Genomic DNA, 16039 nt, shown 5'->3' with positions numbered 1-16039 from the left:
ACTTTTCAAAAAAGAATGGTACTGCGCAGGATGATTCCCCTGTGCAGTACCATTTATATTTTTCTGAAATAAATGAAACCGTCAGATGTCAGCTTAACTGATACTGATACTGATGGCTGTCATAGAGCATGATCTATGGAAAATCAGTCCAATTTATCCATGAATGACTTCACGGGCAATCACCAGACGCTGAATATCCGATGCGCCTTCATAGATCTGACTGACCCGCGCATCTCTGTAAATACGCTCAACAGGAAAGTCGGATACATAACCATAACCACCATGAATCTGGATGGCATCTGAACAGACTTTTTCTGCAATTTCAGAGGCAAACAGTTTCGCCATGGAGGCTTCTTTCAGACACGGCAATCCTGCATCTTTCAGTTCAGCAGCATGGTAAATCAGCTGTCGGGCAGCCTCAATCTGAGTCGCCATATCTGCCAGGCGAAATGCAACAGCCTGATGCTGTACCAGTTCAACACCAAAAGCCTTTCTTTCTCTGGCATATTCCACGGCGGCATCGAGTGCGGCTCTAGCCATGCCTACGCACTGCGTTGCAATACCTATTCTGCCGGACTCCAGATTTGCCAGTGCAATTTTATATCCTGCACCCTCTGTTCCCAGCAGGTTTTCTGCGGGTATTCTGCACTGATCAAAAACGATGGTCGCTGTGTCAGAACAGTGCTGACCCATTTTGTCCTCAATACGTGAAACCACATAACCTTCTGTATCTGTTGGTACAAGAAAGCAGGAAATTCCTTTTTTCCCAGCCGATCTGTCCGTCACTGCAAATACAATTGCAAGCTGTGCATTCTGTCCTGATGTAATGAACTGCTTGGTTCCGTTCAGCACCCATTCGTTCCCATCTTTTTCTGCACGGCACAGAAGTGCGCCTGCATCAGATCCTGCCTGCGGCTCAGTCAGACAGAAACAGCCCAACCATTCTCCCGTTGCCAGCAGGCTCAGATATTTCTGTTTTTGCTGTTCAGATCCATATTTCTGAATAATTCCACATGGCAGAGAATTCTGAACACTGACAATGGTGGAAATGGCTCCATCGCCTGCAGCGATTTCCTCTATAGCAGCCACAAGTGACACATAATCCAGTCCTGCACCGCCCCATTCCGCAGCAACGGTCATGCCCAGTGCTCCCAGTTCGCCAAGCTCTTTGAGTTCCTGAGCAGGAAAGCGTGACGTTTTATCACGCTCAGCAGCCGTAGGCTTAAGTCTGCTTTGTGAATAATTCCGAAGCATGTCCTGAACCATTTTCTGTTCTTCATTTAAAATCATAAAAGTTCCTTTTTTATTCAGCTGCAGGATGTCAGGTTGACTGAATGATATGACTTCCCCTCAGAACCTGTTTACAGGCTCCGAAAGAAGTTAAAAACTGTATATTTGTTGAATAAGTCTGATCAGACAGCCTGATTATTTTGGCTGCATACGGATTGCACCATCCAGACGGATGGTTTCACCATTTAAATACGCATTTTCAAAAATATGCCCCACCAGATGCGCAAATTCTTCAGGTTTTGCAAGGCGTGGAGGAAACGGCACCATCGCTCCCAGTGCATCCTGAACTTTTTCCGGCAGTGCTTTAAGCATAGGTGTTTCCATAATGCCTGGTGCAACAGTCATTACACGGATTTTTTCACGTGCAAGTTCACGTGCCAGAGGTAAGGTCATCGCCACCACTGCACCTTTAGAGGCAGAATAAGCAGTCTGTCCGATCTGACCATCATATGCAGCCACAGAAGCGGTATTGACAATAACCCCACGTTCTTCTTCGCCTGCTTTCAACTCATATTTTGCAATCACACTGGATGCAAAACGCAGCATATTAAATGTACCGGTCACATTAATATTTAAAACTTTCTGAAACAGCGCCAGTTCATGAATACCGTCCTTACCCAGCACTTTTGCTGAAGGACCGATACCTGCACAGTTCACCAGCCCATTCAGCTGACCGTATTTTGCTTCAACCTGTTCAAAAAATGCCTGTACAGCTGCTTCATCAGTCACATCCAGCTGAACAAATTCAGAATGTTCCCCCAGTCTTTTCTGAAGTTCTTCACCCATCTGCTGGTTCATATCCACCATAATGACTTTTGCACCCTGCCCGACGAAATGCGTGGCGGTAGCAGCACCGAGACCCGAAGCTCCACCAGTGACAACGATAACTTTTCCTTTAATATTCATTTTATTTTCCTGTTCGTTATATATAGGACATCCGACTTAAGATGCAGAGTAATTGCAGTCCTGCTCAAGTACAATTTCCAAATATTGCATTTTTAATGATGTATTTGGACAATGACCGTCTTCCACAAATTAATGGATTAAGATGTGAATAATCAACTGCTGCAATACAGTAAAGGAACCATTTCCATTGCGCTGGTGCATGAAGCCCTGAAACCTGCACAGCTCAAAGGCTTCAGTATTACGGATATTCTGCATAAAGCAGGTATTGCAGAAGAAATCCTGCATTCTCCCCTTGCCCGTGTTTCAGTTGAAGCCTATGCGCAGCTTTGGATTGAAATCGCCAACAGCATGAATGATGAATTTTTTGGTATGGATACACATGCCATGCGTCGGGGCAGCTACAAACTGTTATCCAGAATGGTGATGCATGCAGAAAATATGGAAACCGCTTTAATTCAGATTTTACAGTTCATGAATGTTGTGTTGGACGATTTTCAGAGCAATCTTTTTTCTGAAGAAAACTACAGTTATATCGTCATACATGATCAACAGCCCAAAGGCATGTTCTGCTATGCCACATACCTGATGCTGATTCATGGTCTGATGTGCTGGCTGACCGGTCAGCGTGTGCCGATCAACCACATAGAACTGAAATGCGCACCTCCAGCAGATGATACCGACTATAAAGTACGCTTCTGTGAGAAAATCAGTTATCTGTCTGAGCGTAATTACATTCAGTTTGATGCCACGTGGTTAAAAGCCACCATTAAACAGGATGAAAGCTCATGGCGTCAGTTTATTCGTCAGACCCCACACAATCTGCTTGTCCGTTTCAAAAATCCTTTCGCACTCAGTTCCATCATCCGTAAACATCTGATCAGCCGCCATCCTTCCGAATGGCATGAACTGAGTGAATTGCCTCAGTATCTGAACATTTCTGAAGCAACCATACAGCGTCGCCTGAAAAATGAAGGCAGCAGTTATCAGCAGCTTAAAAATGAAATCCGCAGAGATACCGCCATTGAATTACTGACCCGAACAGATCAGTCACTGCAGGAAATCAGTGATGAGCTGAATTTTCAGGATCCGAGTGCTTTCCATCGCGCTTTTAAAAAATGGACGGGGGTCAGCCCTGGCATTTATCGGAACAAGAGTGAAAGCTGAACGACTCAGTCATTTTAGACATTTACGCCATAGCTTCATGATTTAAATCACAATAATAAGATATTGTACAAATCATGACTGATGCTGCGCCTGCATTACATCTGAATCCATTTGCCATTCATTATAAAAAAGGTTACTTTTCAATCAATTTATGAGCATTTTTGCTCCTGCTGTTACAGCACCCTCTCCTGAATCACCTTATAGGTAATGACATGCTTAAGATGATTGATGTATTCGGACCCCGTCTGGTACAACATTTTTCCAGTTCTGTTTCAACCCAGCCCGAACAGTTTACTGAACTGTTGACTCAAAGCATCAACAATGCTGAAGATGCAGATCTACACAAGGCCGTGTCCCATTTTTTCAACCGGCAGGATGCTGTCAGTATTGCAGATGCACTGGATATCAACCCAGAACGTGTTCAGACTTTACTGTCTGCCACTTCACTGAAAGATGAGATGTATCTTGAAGATACAACCCGTATCATTACACTTTGCCTGGCACTGGAAACAGATGTTCTCCACCAGCTGGAAGTCTCAGATTTACTGGAAGATTATCCAGTTTAATTCATAAAAAAAGCGATCATGACATGATCGCTTTTTTTACACCTGGATTACAAGTTTTCACCCTGTTCCAGAGCAACATCCATCCACTGTGCCAGTGTGACACGGTCATTGCCGCCATAGTCCTGAATGGTCTGAATTTCACAGAATCCTGCATTCAGAAAAATATCACGGACTGCCTGTCCCTGATCATAACCATGCTCAAGTGCGATCCATCCATTCGGATTCAGCCAGTCCCGTCCCTGATAAATAATAATTTCAATATCAGACAGTCCTTTACCCGCAGCGACTAAAGCACGCTCAGGCTCAGATGCAAGTGCAGGCATATGTTCATCATCTGCATCTATATATGGCGGATTTGATACAATCAGGTCAAAACGCTGATCTGAAAAATCCTGCTGAAGTGCGCTGAACCAGGCACCACAAGCAAATTTCACTCTGGACAGTTCATATTTTGCTGCATTTTCCTGAGCAACCTGTAAAGTCGGCAAATATATATCGGTTGCTGTCACCTGCCACAATGGTCTTTCACTGCTCAAAGACAATGCAATGGCACCTGTTCCGGTCCCCAGGTCTATCACAGATGCCCGTTCAGGCAATGCAAGATTCAGACACTGTTCCACCAGTACTTCAGTATCCGGTCTTGGAACCAGTGTATCGCGGGTCACTTTCAGATCAAGTGTCCAGAAAGGCTGTGAGCCGGTTACATAAGCAAGCGGTTCACCTTTTTCAAGCTGTGCCAGTCCTGCCAGAAAAGCCCGCTCCTGCTCGGCTGACAGCTCTTTTTCACTCTGAAAACGCAGTTCCAGCGCACTCAGTTTTAAAAGATGTTCGAGTAACCAGCTGGTTTCCTGGCGTTCATAGCTGTCAGCTTCACCGCGTATGCAAAGCGCCTGTGCAATATTCATCAGCCACCATTCTGCTGAGCAAGCATCGCCAGCTGATCTGCCTGATATTCACGTTGCAGACTGTCCAGCAGTTCAGTCAGATCACCTTCCATCACCGCATCCAGCTTATATAAAGTCAGATTGATACGGTGATCCGTCATACGCCCCTGCGGGTAGTTATAGGTACGGATACGTTCAGAACGGTCGCCTGAACCCACCAGATCACGGCGCATTTCAGAAGTGGCTGCATCAGCTGCTGCACGTTTGGCATTTTCCAGTCTTGAAACCAGTAAAGCCATCGCTTTGGCTTTGTTTTTGTGCTGCGAGCGTTCATCCTGACATTCCACCACTGTTCCTGTCGGTAAGTGGGTAATACGTACAGCCGAATCAGTTTTGTTAATGTGCTGACCACCAGCACCTGATGCACGGTAAGTATCAATGCGTAAATCTGCAGGGTTGATATCCACTGTGGTGTCTACATCTATTTCAGGAAGAATGGCCACTGTACAGGCAGAAGTATGTACCCGCCCCTGTGACTCAGTTGCTGGCACACGCTGTACACGATGCGCGCCACTTTCAAATTTCAGGCGTCCATAAACAGCTTCACCACTGACCAGACAGATAATTTCCTTATAACCGCCATGTTCACCTTCATTTTCAGAAAGGATTTCTACACGCCAGCCCTGTGTCTCTGCGTATTTGCTGTACATACGGAACAGATCGCCTGAGAAAATTGCGGCTTCGTCACCACCTGTTCCTGCACGGATTTCCAGATAAGCCGAATTGCCATCATTCGGGTCTTTAGGGATCATGAGAATATTCAGACGTTCTTCAAGCTGCTCAATCAGTGCTTTATTGTCTTTGATTTCTTCCTGAGCCATTTCCTTAAAGTCAGGATCTGTCAACATGGCTTCAGCAGTTTCAATATCTTCTTCAGCCTGTCTGTACTTTGTCCATACTTCTGTAATTTCGGACAGGTCGCTATGCTCACGTGACAACTGACGGAAACGCTTATTATCAGAAATGACTTCAACATCAGCCAGAAGCGCATTTAATTCTTCGTGACGGTCAGAAAGTTGATCCAATCGTAAACGTAACGATTCTTTCATTTTACAAAATATCTCTAATACATGGTCAGCCAACGGGACTGACTCAAAAAATTGCCTGTAGTTTACCGTTTTAAGCATTTAATTGACATCATTATTCTTCATCAGCCACGGAGCCGTACGCTACAGATGCCCTGTCTTACCCACTTTTAAAATTCTGCTTTCCTCACTTTCTCTTCACAATTCAGTTCATGCTTTAGCCAAAGCAGCTCTTTTGTACACAGTATTATTAAATACCGTACAAAGCAGACACATAAACAATAAATTAAGCAGAAGTCTCTCCACATTTAGCCGCAACATTTTTGTTACATTTGCCTCAACGAAACTGATATATAACAGTCCCAGTTTTTTGGCGACATGGAGAATCATTATGAAACTTAATACAGTTCTGTTCAGTGCAGTGCTTGCGGCATCATCCATGATGGCAGTCAGCACACATGCAGACAGTACAACCCGTGTTGCAGCGGCAAGTGCTTTAGGCAGCGTAGTCGGTACCGCTGTTGGTAAAAACATGGGGGGAACTACTGGTGCAACCGTTGGTGCAGCTTTAGGTGGTGCAGGTGGTGCAGCAGTTGCAAGTAACAAACGCAACCGTACCGAATCTGCCATTGGTGGTGCATTAGGTGGTGGAGCTGGCTATACCGTAGGTAAAAGCATGGGCGGAACCAATGGTGGTTATATCGGTTCAGCACTGGGTGCAGCTGGTGGCGCAGCACTGGGAAATAAGATTTCCAAAGATAAAGACTATGACCGTTCTCAGGAACGTAAATGGAAAAAACACCGTCGTCATCGCCACTGATCAGATATTCAGTGATAAAAAGCACCTTTTAAGGTGCTTTTTTATTTCCAGATCAAAACTGATCCATCACCGGTTTATTTCTCAATAAAAACAAAATAGTTTTATTGATGCACTCAGATGCCCTGCTGTTTTTAACAGAACTGACTCAGCAACAGCAACAGCAACAGTTTCAGCCACTGAGTCATACATAATCATGAAGAAAAATAGCAGATCATTAAACAATACAGCAACAGCCATATCCATATTTAAATCTCAGTCATGCCGTACATTAACCCTAAGACAGATAAATCAAAGAAACTTCAAAAAGGAGTTTGATATGAAATACCGTAATTTACTCATGACAGCCCTGATCACTACATCAGTATTAGGCGTTGCAAATGTTCAGGCAAACAGTGATACCCGTGTAGCGATTACTTCAGCACTGGGTGGTGTTGTCGGTGCAGCCATCGGTCAGCAAATGGGTGGTTCTACAGGTGCCATGATTGGATCTGCAATTGGTGGCGCAGGCGGTGCAGCAGCATCTGCCAGCAAGCGTGACCGTAATGGTGCGGCAATTGGCGCAGCCCTGGGCAGTGCCGGTGGTTATACTGTAGGTCGTAATATGGCTGGCAGCAATGGTGGTTATATTGGTGCTGCTGTAGGTGGTGCAGGTGGTTCAGTCCTCGGACGCCAGGTCAGCGATGACCGCCGTTATGATGACGAACGTTATGACCGATATGACCGTTACGACAACCGCTATGGTTACCGTAACAACAATTACCGCTATAACAACCGTAACTACCGTCATAACAATGGCAATCATTATGGTCAGTATAAGAAAAACCGCTGGAACGATTAATCGATATTTCTGATTCATCCCTTTAAGCACCTTCGGGTGCTTTTTTTACGTCTGCATACAAATATCGACATTATTCGATATACAATCAACTCAATATATCGTATTATTTCGATATATCGATTGTAGAGAATTTTAATGCGTAATCTTCAGGATATAAATTTTTCCATTCTTGAACTGGCGCCAGTACGTGAAGATCAGGATGTAAACTTCTCCCTTCAACATGCGCTGGAACTCACCCAGCATGCAGAAAAACTGGGTTATGAACGCTTATGGCTGGCTGAACACCACAACATGGATGGTATTGCCAGTTCTGCAACCGCTGTCCTGCTGGGCTATCTACTGGCAAATACCGAAAAAATCCGCCTGGGCTCTGGCGGTATCATGCTCCCCAATCATGCGCCACTGGTTGTCGCTGAACAGTTCGGCACACTGGAAACACTTTATCCTGGACGTCTGGAACTCGGATTAGGTCGGGCACCGGGCACCGACCCTGTCACCATGCGGGCTTTAAGACGTGGCCGTCAGGAAACCGAAGATCAGTTCCCGCAGGATGTTCTCGAAATCCTTCAGTATTTTGGAGACAGACAGCCTGGTCAGCGTATCAGTGCAACCCCAGGACAAGGTACTCATATCCCTGTGTGGTTACTCGGCTCAAGCCTGTTCAGTGCGCAACTTGCTGCACGACTGGGACTGCCCTATTCATTTGCTTCACACTTTGCCCCACGTATGCTTGGACAGGCAATTCAGCTGTACCGTGAAAACTTCCAGCCCTCCGAATACCTGGACAGACCTTATGTCTCCATGGGCGTACCGACTGTGGTCGCTCAGACAGATGAAGAAGCTGAATACCTTGCAACCAGCGTTTATCAACGTATTCAGGCTCTGCTGACAGGGCAGAGTCTGAAACTGAAACCGCCTGTAGATGGCATGGATGGACGATGGACAGCTTCAGAAAAAATTGCGGTGCAGAATTTCCTTGCAATGGCACAGATCGGCTCTCCTGAAACCGTTAAACAGGGACTGAATAAAATACTGTTGAACTATGATGTTGATGAATTCATCTTTACCTGTGATATTTATGACACAGATAAACGCCTTGAAAATTTCAGCTTATTGATGGATATCAAACAGTCTGGCTAAGCTATTTAACCTGTTCAAAAGCCGTAATTAAATACTGCGGCTTTTTCATTATTAACCGCTGTATATTGATTCAAATTGCCATCCTGTTCTGAACATGCATAATGGAAAATACAGAAATCGAATTTAAAAGAACAAAGGCAAATAATGAATCATTTAATGAATAAGCCGACCCCTGCTTTTATTGCTGCCAGCTGGGTCGCTTTACTTGCTGGAGCAGCAGCTTACTGTGTCGGTCTGTTTAATGCTCAGATGGCACTGAATGAAAAAGGTTACTATCTGATTCTTATTCTTTACGGTCTGTTTTCCGCGGTTTCATTACAGAAAGTGGTTCGGGATAAAATTGAAGGGGTTCACGTTACTCCAATCTACTTTGGTCTTTGCTGGGCTTCTGTGGTCATCTGTCTGGTTTTGCTGAGCATCGGACTATGGAATGCATCCCTGGATTTAAGTGAAAAAGGCTTCTATATCATGGCCTTTCTATTAAGTCTGTTTGGTGCTGTTGCTGTACAGAAAAATATCCGTGACATGGATTATTTAAGAAAGCACCATGTCTCCAGCAATGACCCCGTGCCTGCCATTTCCAGTGAACCGTTTGATGACAATCAATCCTGATACAGTCCTGTAAAGGCATCGCTGCTGCATTATATTTATGGTTAATCCGTCTGTTAACCATAAATTCTGCACACCTTTTTTCAGTGCGAATAATCTGCTGTATCTCTGTGATAAATTTTGTCCTGAACTGATATTGGGACTAAAGTTATTTTCGACACCTCTTTATTTTTCACTTTATAAATCAGCCAATTAATAGATTGACAAAATACATCATTTTAGTTTGAGCATTCCAGCAAGTCACAACATTCTGCAAACTCATAAACTGTTTCAGATAAACATAATCCTGCTGGATGTAAATTATGGCTTCTATTGATCTTGAACGTATGCTGGATAAAGTCAAAAACTCCCAATGGACTTTATCTGACATTGACTGGGATGCTCCTGGTCGTGAACTGGTCACTGCTGAACAATGGCCAAAACTGAAAGACTTCATGGCAGATCTAATGTGGATTGAACATGTAGGAGCCCGTGCATTTTCAGCAATGTCAAAAAAAGCACCGACTGAAACACTTCGTGAAATGTATGCCATTTTCCATGCTGAAGAACAGCGTCATGCCAATGCTGAAATGGCACTGATGAAACGATGGGGCATGCTTGAAGGCGACATTCCCAGACCTAATAAAAATCTGCGCTTAATTATTGAATGGCTGGATACCTATGCAGATGACATGCCCTTTTATGTATTGGGTGCTGTGATTCCCATGCTGGAAGTTGCACTCGATGGCGCACTGTGTACATTCCTGCTTGATACCGTTGACGATCCAGTCTGTCATCAGGCTTTTGAACTGATCAATGGTGATGAAGCACGACATTTAGGTGTTGGTTTCAGCGTCATGGAAACACAGGGCATCAATAAAACCGTAATAGAACTGGGACAGATGGCAGCCCGTGTACTTGATCCACGCATGCTGTTGGGTATTCTGGCGTATCTGCCTCTCATTAATAAAATGCGCGATAACGTGATTAAACTTGGCTTACCCGAGGAAAAACTGTACGCCGCGATGAATAAATTTTCCCGCATCGGTGGTCGTACTGCTGAAGGACGCCGTAATCCCTGGTTCCAGATTATTCAGTTCCACGGTAAAAATGTCGTTGACCGTAATAAAAAATGGTTCCATATGCCAATTGATGCAATGGTCAAAGTGACTGACCAGATTCCAGAAAAATCTTTACCTGAGATACCATCCTGGATATATGAATTAACAGCTGAACCAAAAGCAACGCAATAAAACAAAAATGATGACAGGAACGATCATGGCCATAAAAAAACAGGAAGTAAATGTGCACGGAATATTTCAGAACACTGCGGAATTTTTTGAGCAGTTCAGAGGTAAAATCATTCCCTCACATGACATCAAACAGACGGACTTTAAAGATAAAAAAGTTGCCATCATTGGTGCTGACCAGCATACAGTCACTCACCTGGAACTGATCAGCCAGTCCGCTCAGTTCATCAAAGTGTTTCAGATCACACCACATTTTGTACTGCCCAATACCGAACGGGGACTGCAAAGACTGATCAATCATCCTTTAGTGATCAAAAACCGAAGACTGTTCAACAGCCGTGTCAAAAGTCTGCTCGCTTTACGCTATCTGGATTCTCAGGTTCAGGATGCCTGGACCAGGCGTCAGTTGACGCCAAACGTCGCAGCTGCAAATAAGGTTTTTCTTAAATCGGACAGCTATTACACCGCTCTGCAAAAAGAAAACTGTAAACTGATCACCTGGCCTGTGGTTAAAATCAGCGCAGATGCAGTACAGAGCATGGAAGGCATTGAGCACCTGGTTGATATTATTATCACCACCTATTGATTCAACCGCTTGCCGGTATCTCAGTGGAACAATAAAAAAGAGGCAGATAAATGCCTCTTTTTTAATACCATCAATACCTGATTTTTTAATACAGCAGCAGATCAACTGAACTGCCCTTTTCGGACTTTATGTCATTTTTATAATGATCAATCTGAATCATTCAGAGCTTCAATATTAAAATTTCGCTTAATGGTTTAAATAAAAAATGAGCAACCATCTACAGAATTATTATTCTACTGTTCACAAATCAGACAGACTTTTTAAAGCCATTTTTTACGGTGCAAATTTCAGACCGTTTCTTTATACATTATTTATCTGACTGATGAAGATTTTATTAATCAATCTGTCAGGACAAAATAAATTCTGCCCTGACACCAAAAGCCATCCTGACAATCAAAACAGGCTTATCCAATACGACGTTTCAGACCTGTCATCTGTAAAATACGGGTTGAAATTTCTTCAATCGACATCTCAGAAACATTCAGATATTTAATACCTTCTGAAATATAAATACCCTCAATCGCTCTCAATTCCATCTGGCACTGGCTGAAACTGGCATAGCGGCTGTTCGCTTTACGTTCAGTACGGATTGCCACAAGACGCTCAGCATCAATCATTAAGCCAAAAAGTTTATGCTTGTGTGCTTTCAGAACGGCTGGCAGACGGTTATCGTCCAGATCTTCTTCAGTCAGAGGATAGTTCGCCACACGGATACCGAACTGTAATGACAGATAAATTGAAGTCGGAGTTTTACCCGAACGTGATACCCCAATCAGAATCAGATCGGCTTTGTCATAATGACGTGTACGGGCGCCATCGTCGTTATCAAGCGCAAAATGAACAGCATCAATCCTTGATTTATAAGACTCTGAATCAGTCACTGCATGTGTCTGTCCGACTAAAGTTGTAGGAGCAGTTCCCAAGACATCGGACAATTTACTGATAAGCCCCTCAAAAACATCAAGATTTACCGCTTTTGCCGTATTGATGATTTCACGGACATCGGGGTCTACCAGGGTATCAAATACAAGGGGTAACTGACCATCTTTTTCAGCCCGCTGATTGATCTCTGCAACCACGTTCATTGCAGCCTCTTCGGAGCTGATATAAGGGATAATATGAATGTCAAAATTAACATTTGGAAACTGTGCTAACAACGAGTGCCCAAGGGTTTCAGCGGTAATGGCAGTACCATCGGAAACAAAAAATACACTTCGCTGAATCTGTTTACCTTCTGACATTAAAATTCTCCTTAAATATTTGTCTAAGTGCTATATAATCTTTATAGTAAACTGATCTTAGATAACTGTCCCCTGGTAAAAGCAAAAAGCCAGGCGAATTTGTTATAATTTAATGCCAAGATAGTGATTAATACTGCAAAAGTGGAGTAACAACTTTGGAAGCGCGCGTAATTGGTCTGGAAAAATTAGGGAAACACGACGTTGAACTCGTAGGTGGGAAAAACTCATCACTGGGTGAAATGATCAGTCACCTGTCAAATGCCGGTGTATCAGTACCAGGTGGTTTTGCTACCACTGCTGATGCGTATCGTGAATTTCTCGAGCAAAGTGGCCTGAACGCTAAAATTAATGCTGAACTTGCTGCACTTGACGTTGAAGATGTCAACGCACTTGCAGAAACCGGCGCAAAAATTCGTAAATGGATTGTAGACACTCCACTTACAGCAGAACTGGAAAAAGAAGTTCGCGAAGCTTTCACTGCGCTTTCAAGTGGCAACGCTGACATTGCGGTTGCTGTACGTTCTTCTGCAACTGCAGAAGATTTACCTGATGCTTCTTTTGCAGGGCAACAGGAAACCTTCCTGAACATCCGTGGTATTGATAACGTATTAATCGCGATCAAGGAAGTTTTTGCATCACTGTATAATGACCGCGCCATTGCATACCGTGTGCACCAGAATTTTGCACATGACATCGTTGCCCTTTCTGCTGGTATTCAGCGTATGGTTCGCTCTGAAACAGGTGCGGCTGGTGTAATGTTCACACTGGATACAGAATCAGGCTTCCGTGATGCTGTATTCATTACCGCTTCTTATGGTCTCGGTGAAATGGTTGTACAGGGCGCTGTCAACCCAGACGAATTCTATATTTCAAAACCACTTTTAAAAGCTGGCAGACACTCGATCCTGCGCCGTAACCTTGGCTCTAAACATCAGAAAATGATTTATGGCGAAGAAGGTTCAGCAGGTAAATCTGTTGTAGTTGTTGACGTTGAAAAAGCTGATCGTCAGCAGTTTGCATTAAACGATCATGAACTTCAGGAACTGGCTAAACAGGCACTGATTATTGAAGAACATTACCAGGCTCCGATGGATATCGAATGGGCAAAAGATGGTGATGATGGTCTGATCTATATTGTTCAGGCTCGTCCTGAAACTGTAAAAAGCCGTGAAAATGTCGGCACAATGGAACGCTACCTGCTGAAACAGAAAGGTACTGTTCTGTGCGAAGGTCGTTCAATCGGTCAGCGTATCGGTTCTGGTAAAGTCCGTATTGTAACTTCCATTAAAGAAATGGACAAAGTCCAGCCGGGTGACGTTCTTGTATCAGACATGACTGATCCAGACTGGGAACCGGTCATGAAACGTGCTGCAGCAATCGTCACTAACCGTGGTGGTCGTACCTGTCACGCTGCAATTATTGCACGTGAACTGGGTGTGCCTGCAATCGTTGGTTGTGGTAACGCAACTGAAGTACTGACTGATGGTCAGGAAGTGACTGTATCGTGTGCTGAAGGTGACACAGGCTTTATTTATGAAGGTTCTCTGGATTTTGAAATCCAGCGCAACTCTATTGAATCCATGCCTAAACTACCGTTCAAAATCATGATGAACGTGGGTAACCCAGACCGTGCATTCGATTTCGCTCAGATTCCTAACGAAGGGATTGGTCTTGCACGTCTTGAGTTCATCATTAACCGCATGATCGGTGTTCACCCTAAAGCATTGCTGAACATTGACAGCCTGCCACGTGAAACACGTGCTGCTGTTCTTGCCCGTACTGCAGGCTATGCATCTCCAATCGAATTCTATGTAGAAAAACTGGTTGAAGGTATTTCAACTCTGGCTGCTGCATTTGCTGACAAACCAGTGATTGTCCGTATGTCTGACTTCAAGTCAAATGAATATGCGAACCTGATTGGCGGTAAACTGTACGAACCTGAAGAAGAAAACCCAATGCTGGGCTTCCGTGGTGCGAGCCGTTATGTATCAGATAACTTCCGTGACTGCTTCGAACTTGAATGCCGTGCACTGAAAAAAGCACGTGATGAAATGGGTCTGACCAACATTCAGATCATGATCCCATTTGTACGTACTGTTTCTGAAGCTAAACGTGTCATTGAATTACTTGGTCAGAACGGTCTTAAACGTGGCGAAAATGGTCTTAAAGTAATCATGATGTGTGAACTGCCAACCAATGCACTGCTTGCTGAACAGTTCCTTGAACACTTCGATGGTTTCTCTATCGGTTCTAACGACCTGACTCAGTTAACACTTGGTCTGGATCGTGACTCTGGTATCGTTTCTCACCTGTTTGACGAGCGTGATGCTGCTGTTAAAGCATTACTTTCCATGGCAATTCATGCATGCCGTAAAGCAGGAAAATATGTAGGTATCTGTGGTCAGGGTCCTTCTGACCATCCTGATCTTGCAAAATGGTTAATGGAACAGGGTATTGAATCTGTTTCACTGAACCCAGACTCAGTTTTAGACACATGGTTCTTCCTGTCTGAAGAAAAAGCTCAACAAGCTTAAGAATCTGTGTTAAAAAAAGACCCACATCTGGGTCTTTTTTTTCATCTATACTCTTATTTACGTTTTTGAGATTTTAGTTTTATGCATATTTACCTGGCACGTAACAATCAACAAGCTGGACCATATACCCTTGAGCAGTTAAATCAGATGCTGGCAAGTCAGCAGATTCTGTTAACTGATCTTGCATGGCACCAGGGGATGACTGAATGGAAAGCGCTGGGTGAACTCACTCAGGGTAAGCTGGTCTATGAACCTGTAATGCAGACAACTACTGATATTTTCAGCCAGCAGAATATTCCATCAAACAGAGAAACTGCACAAACCAGTTCAACCACAGGCAGATTCAGTAACAGACCAGCAGCAGAAAGCTCTGAACTGGCATCCATCAACTCCAGAGTACTGGCAAAAATTATAGACCTGTTTCTCTGGTTCCCTGCCTTTGCTATTCCTTCATTCTTTTTTAAGCCCGAACAGCTTGAACAGTTAACTGCTCTGCAAAAACAGATGCAGTCAGCAACAAGCTCCGAACAGGCTGTACAGTTTCAGCATCAGCTGATTGCCATGATTCCGAATGAAGCTTTCATCATGATTGGTATTTATCTGTTCATCATGCTGGCTTTACAGGCTTTTTTACTTGCCCGTCAGGGGCAAAGCATCGGGAAAAAGATGCTGCGCATTAAAATTGTAGATGCAGATACAGCCGGTCAGGTCAGTCTGATGCGGGTATTTACCATCCGGACAGTTCTGTTTATTGTACTTAACCTGTTCCTGGTACCCTTTATCACAATTGCAGATTATGCATTTGGACTTGGGCAAAAACGTCAGACGCTGCATGACCGACTGGCTAAAACAAAAGTTATAAAACAATAGAAACACAGCTGTATTTCAGGAGAAAAGTCATCTCCTGAAATACACACTTAATTGATATTACAATAAAATTCTCATAAAAATTTTTAATTCCGAGTAAAAAAATCAGGTTTTATAACAGTTATTTAAAGCGTCTTTATGTATAGCTTAGTTTGTCGATATAAGGCATAATCCCCTACAACGTAGCGGTGTCTCATGATTGGGAAGGTTTTTCCGTGTTTACAGAAAATACATTTCCAATCATGCGACACTTTAATCGCTATCCCATATTTATATAGGG

The 16039-nt window shown here is 43.7% G+C and carries 15 protein-coding genes; 10 read left to right on the top strand and 5 right to left on the bottom strand.

Annotation, left to right across the window (positions count from 1 at the left end):
* Positions 1–153: 153 nt before the first annotated feature.
* Together CDG61_RS07030 and CDG61_RS07025 are read right to left on the bottom strand one after the other, a co-directional pair.
* The gene (locus CDG61_RS07030) at positions 154–1290 is read right to left on the bottom strand and encodes an acyl-CoA dehydrogenase family protein (protein WP_087550300.1); all 1137 of its coding nucleotides are present in this window, start codon (positions 1288–1290) and stop codon (positions 154–156) included.
* Positions 1291–1425: 135 nt separating this feature from the next.
* Positions 1426–2196 carry a 3-hydroxyacyl-CoA dehydrogenase gene (locus CDG61_RS07025; RefSeq protein ID WP_087550301.1) on the bottom strand — a complete coding sequence of 257 codons (771 nt, stop codon included), beginning with the start codon at positions 2194–2196 and terminating at the stop codon, positions 1426–1428.
* Positions 2197–2340: 144 nt separating this feature from the next.
* Between CDG61_RS07025 and CDG61_RS07020 the strand changes: the two genes are divergently transcribed.
* Positions 2341–3360 (top strand): AraC family transcriptional regulator, encoded by a 1020-nt coding sequence (locus CDG61_RS07020; protein ID WP_118847348.1) that lies wholly within the window; start codon positions 2341–2343, stop codon positions 3358–3360.
* Positions 3361–3572: 212 nt separating this feature from the next.
* Positions 3573–3926, top strand: coding sequence for a hypothetical protein (locus CDG61_RS07015; protein ID WP_087550302.1), 354 nt, complete (start codon positions 3573–3575; stop codon positions 3924–3926).
* A gap of 47 nt (positions 3927–3973) precedes the next feature.
* Here CDG61_RS07015 and prmC read toward each other — a convergent pair whose 3' ends face one another.
* Together prmC and prfA are read right to left on the bottom strand one after the other, a co-directional pair.
* Positions 3974–4831: a peptide chain release factor N(5)-glutamine methyltransferase gene (gene prmC / locus CDG61_RS07010; RefSeq protein WP_087550303.1), complete on the bottom strand. Its 858-nt coding sequence runs from the start codon at positions 4829–4831 to the stop codon at positions 3974–3976.
* The gene (gene prfA, locus CDG61_RS07005; protein ID WP_087511462.1) at positions 4831–5919 is read right to left on the bottom strand and encodes a peptide chain release factor 1; all 1089 of its coding nucleotides are present in this window, start codon (positions 5917–5919) and stop codon (positions 4831–4833) included. The genes prmC and prfA overlap by 1 nt, the downstream gene beginning before the upstream one ends.
* Positions 5920–6286: 367 nt before the next feature.
* On the opposite strand from prfA, the gene CDG61_RS06995 reads away from it, so the two are divergent.
* From CDG61_RS06995 to CDG61_RS06970, 6 genes are all read left to right on the top strand, one after another.
* Positions 6287–6715, top strand: a complete 429-nt coding sequence (locus CDG61_RS06995; protein WP_087550305.1) for a glycine zipper domain-containing protein — start codon at positions 6287–6289, stop codon at positions 6713–6715.
* Positions 6716–7031: 316 nt separating this feature from the next.
* Complete coding sequence (locus CDG61_RS06990; RefSeq protein ID WP_087511456.1) at positions 7032–7553, top strand: glycine zipper 2TM domain-containing protein; 522 nt, start codon at positions 7032–7034, stop codon at positions 7551–7553.
* Positions 7554–7688: 135 nt separating this feature from the next.
* The gene (locus tag CDG61_RS06985; protein ID WP_087550306.1) at positions 7689–8693 is read left to right on the top strand and encodes an LLM class flavin-dependent oxidoreductase; all 1005 of its coding nucleotides are present in this window, start codon (positions 7689–7691) and stop codon (positions 8691–8693) included.
* 144 nt (positions 8694–8837) lie between these two features.
* Positions 8838–9305, top strand: a complete 468-nt coding sequence (gene yiaA / locus CDG61_RS06980) for an inner membrane protein YiaA (protein ID WP_087550307.1) — start codon at positions 8838–8840, stop codon at positions 9303–9305.
* Positions 9306–9604: 299 nt separating this feature from the next.
* Positions 9605–10534 carry a reductase gene (locus CDG61_RS06975; RefSeq protein WP_087550308.1) on the top strand — a complete coding sequence of 310 codons (930 nt, stop codon included), beginning with the start codon at positions 9605–9607 and terminating at the stop codon, positions 10532–10534.
* 25 nt (positions 10535–10559) lie between these two features.
* Positions 10560–11117 carry a flavoprotein gene (locus tag CDG61_RS06970; RefSeq protein ID WP_087550309.1) on the top strand — a complete coding sequence of 186 codons (558 nt, stop codon included), beginning with the start codon at positions 10560–10562 and terminating at the stop codon, positions 11115–11117.
* A gap of 404 nt (positions 11118–11521) precedes the next feature.
* Here CDG61_RS06970 and CDG61_RS06965 read toward each other — a convergent pair whose 3' ends face one another.
* Positions 11522–12358, bottom strand: coding sequence for a pyruvate, water dikinase regulatory protein (locus tag CDG61_RS06965; protein ID WP_087511447.1), 837 nt, complete (start codon positions 12356–12358; stop codon positions 11522–11524).
* Positions 12359–12513: 155 nt separating this feature from the next.
* Between CDG61_RS06965 and ppsA the strand changes: the two genes are divergently transcribed.
* Together ppsA and CDG61_RS06955 are read left to right on the top strand one after the other, a co-directional pair.
* Positions 12514–14892 carry a phosphoenolpyruvate synthase gene (gene ppsA, locus CDG61_RS06960; protein ID WP_087550310.1) on the top strand — a complete coding sequence of 793 codons (2379 nt, stop codon included), beginning with the start codon at positions 12514–12516 and terminating at the stop codon, positions 14890–14892.
* An 81-nt stretch (positions 14893–14973) separates the two neighbouring features.
* A complete protein-coding gene (locus CDG61_RS06955) occupies positions 14974–15762 on the top strand; it encodes an RDD family protein (RefSeq protein WP_087550311.1) in 789 nt (262 codons plus the stop codon).
* Positions 15763–16039 lie beyond the last annotated feature (277 nt).

Origin of the sequence: Acinetobacter sp. WCHAc010052 (genome assembly GCF_002165295.2) — a bacterium.
GTDB classification, from domain to species: domain Bacteria; phylum Pseudomonadota; class Gammaproteobacteria; order Pseudomonadales; family Moraxellaceae; genus Acinetobacter; species Acinetobacter chinensis.
This window is presented reverse-complemented; position numbering and strand designations above follow the sequence as displayed.

What these genes read in the sequence shown, in the direction of transcription:
- CDG61_RS07030 (WP_087550300.1), bottom strand. Translation starts at nt 1,290, where the DNA reads ATGATTTTAAATGAAGAACAGAAAATGGTTCAGGACATGCTTCGGAAT.
- CDG61_RS07025 (WP_087550301.1), bottom strand. Translation starts at nt 2,196, where the DNA reads ATGAATATTAAAGGAAAAGTTATCGTTGTCACTGGTGGAGCTTCGGGT.
- CDG61_RS06985 (WP_087550306.1), top strand. Translation starts at nt 7,689, where the DNA reads ATGCGTAATCTTCAGGATATAAATTTTTCCATTCTTGAACTGGCGCCA.
- prfA (WP_087511462.1), bottom strand. Translation starts at nt 5,919, where the DNA reads ATGAAAGAATCGTTACGTTTACGATTGGATCAACTTTCTGACCGTCAC.
- CDG61_RS06995 (WP_087550305.1), top strand. Translation starts at nt 6,287, where the DNA reads ATGAAACTTAATACAGTTCTGTTCAGTGCAGTGCTTGCGGCATCATCC.
- yiaA (WP_087550307.1), top strand. Translation starts at nt 8,838, where the DNA reads ATGAATCATTTAATGAATAAGCCGACCCCTGCTTTTATTGCTGCCAGC.
- CDG61_RS06970 (WP_087550309.1), top strand. Translation starts at nt 10,560, where the DNA reads ATGGCCATAAAAAAACAGGAAGTAAATGTGCACGGAATATTTCAGAAC.
- CDG61_RS06975 (WP_087550308.1), top strand. Translation starts at nt 9,605, where the DNA reads ATGGCTTCTATTGATCTTGAACGTATGCTGGATAAAGTCAAAAACTCC.
- prmC (WP_087550303.1), bottom strand. Translation starts at nt 4,831, where the DNA reads ATGAATATTGCACAGGCGCTTTGCATACGCGGTGAAGCTGACAGCTAT.
- CDG61_RS06990 (WP_087511456.1), top strand. Translation starts at nt 7,032, where the DNA reads ATGAAATACCGTAATTTACTCATGACAGCCCTGATCACTACATCAGTA.
- CDG61_RS07015 (WP_087550302.1), top strand. Translation starts at nt 3,573, where the DNA reads ATGCTTAAGATGATTGATGTATTCGGACCCCGTCTGGTACAACATTTT.
- CDG61_RS06965 (WP_087511447.1), bottom strand. Translation starts at nt 12,358, where the DNA reads ATGTCAGAAGGTAAACAGATTCAGCGAAGTGTATTTTTTGTTTCCGAT.
- CDG61_RS06955 (WP_087550311.1), top strand. Translation starts at nt 14,974, where the DNA reads ATGCATATTTACCTGGCACGTAACAATCAACAAGCTGGACCATATACC.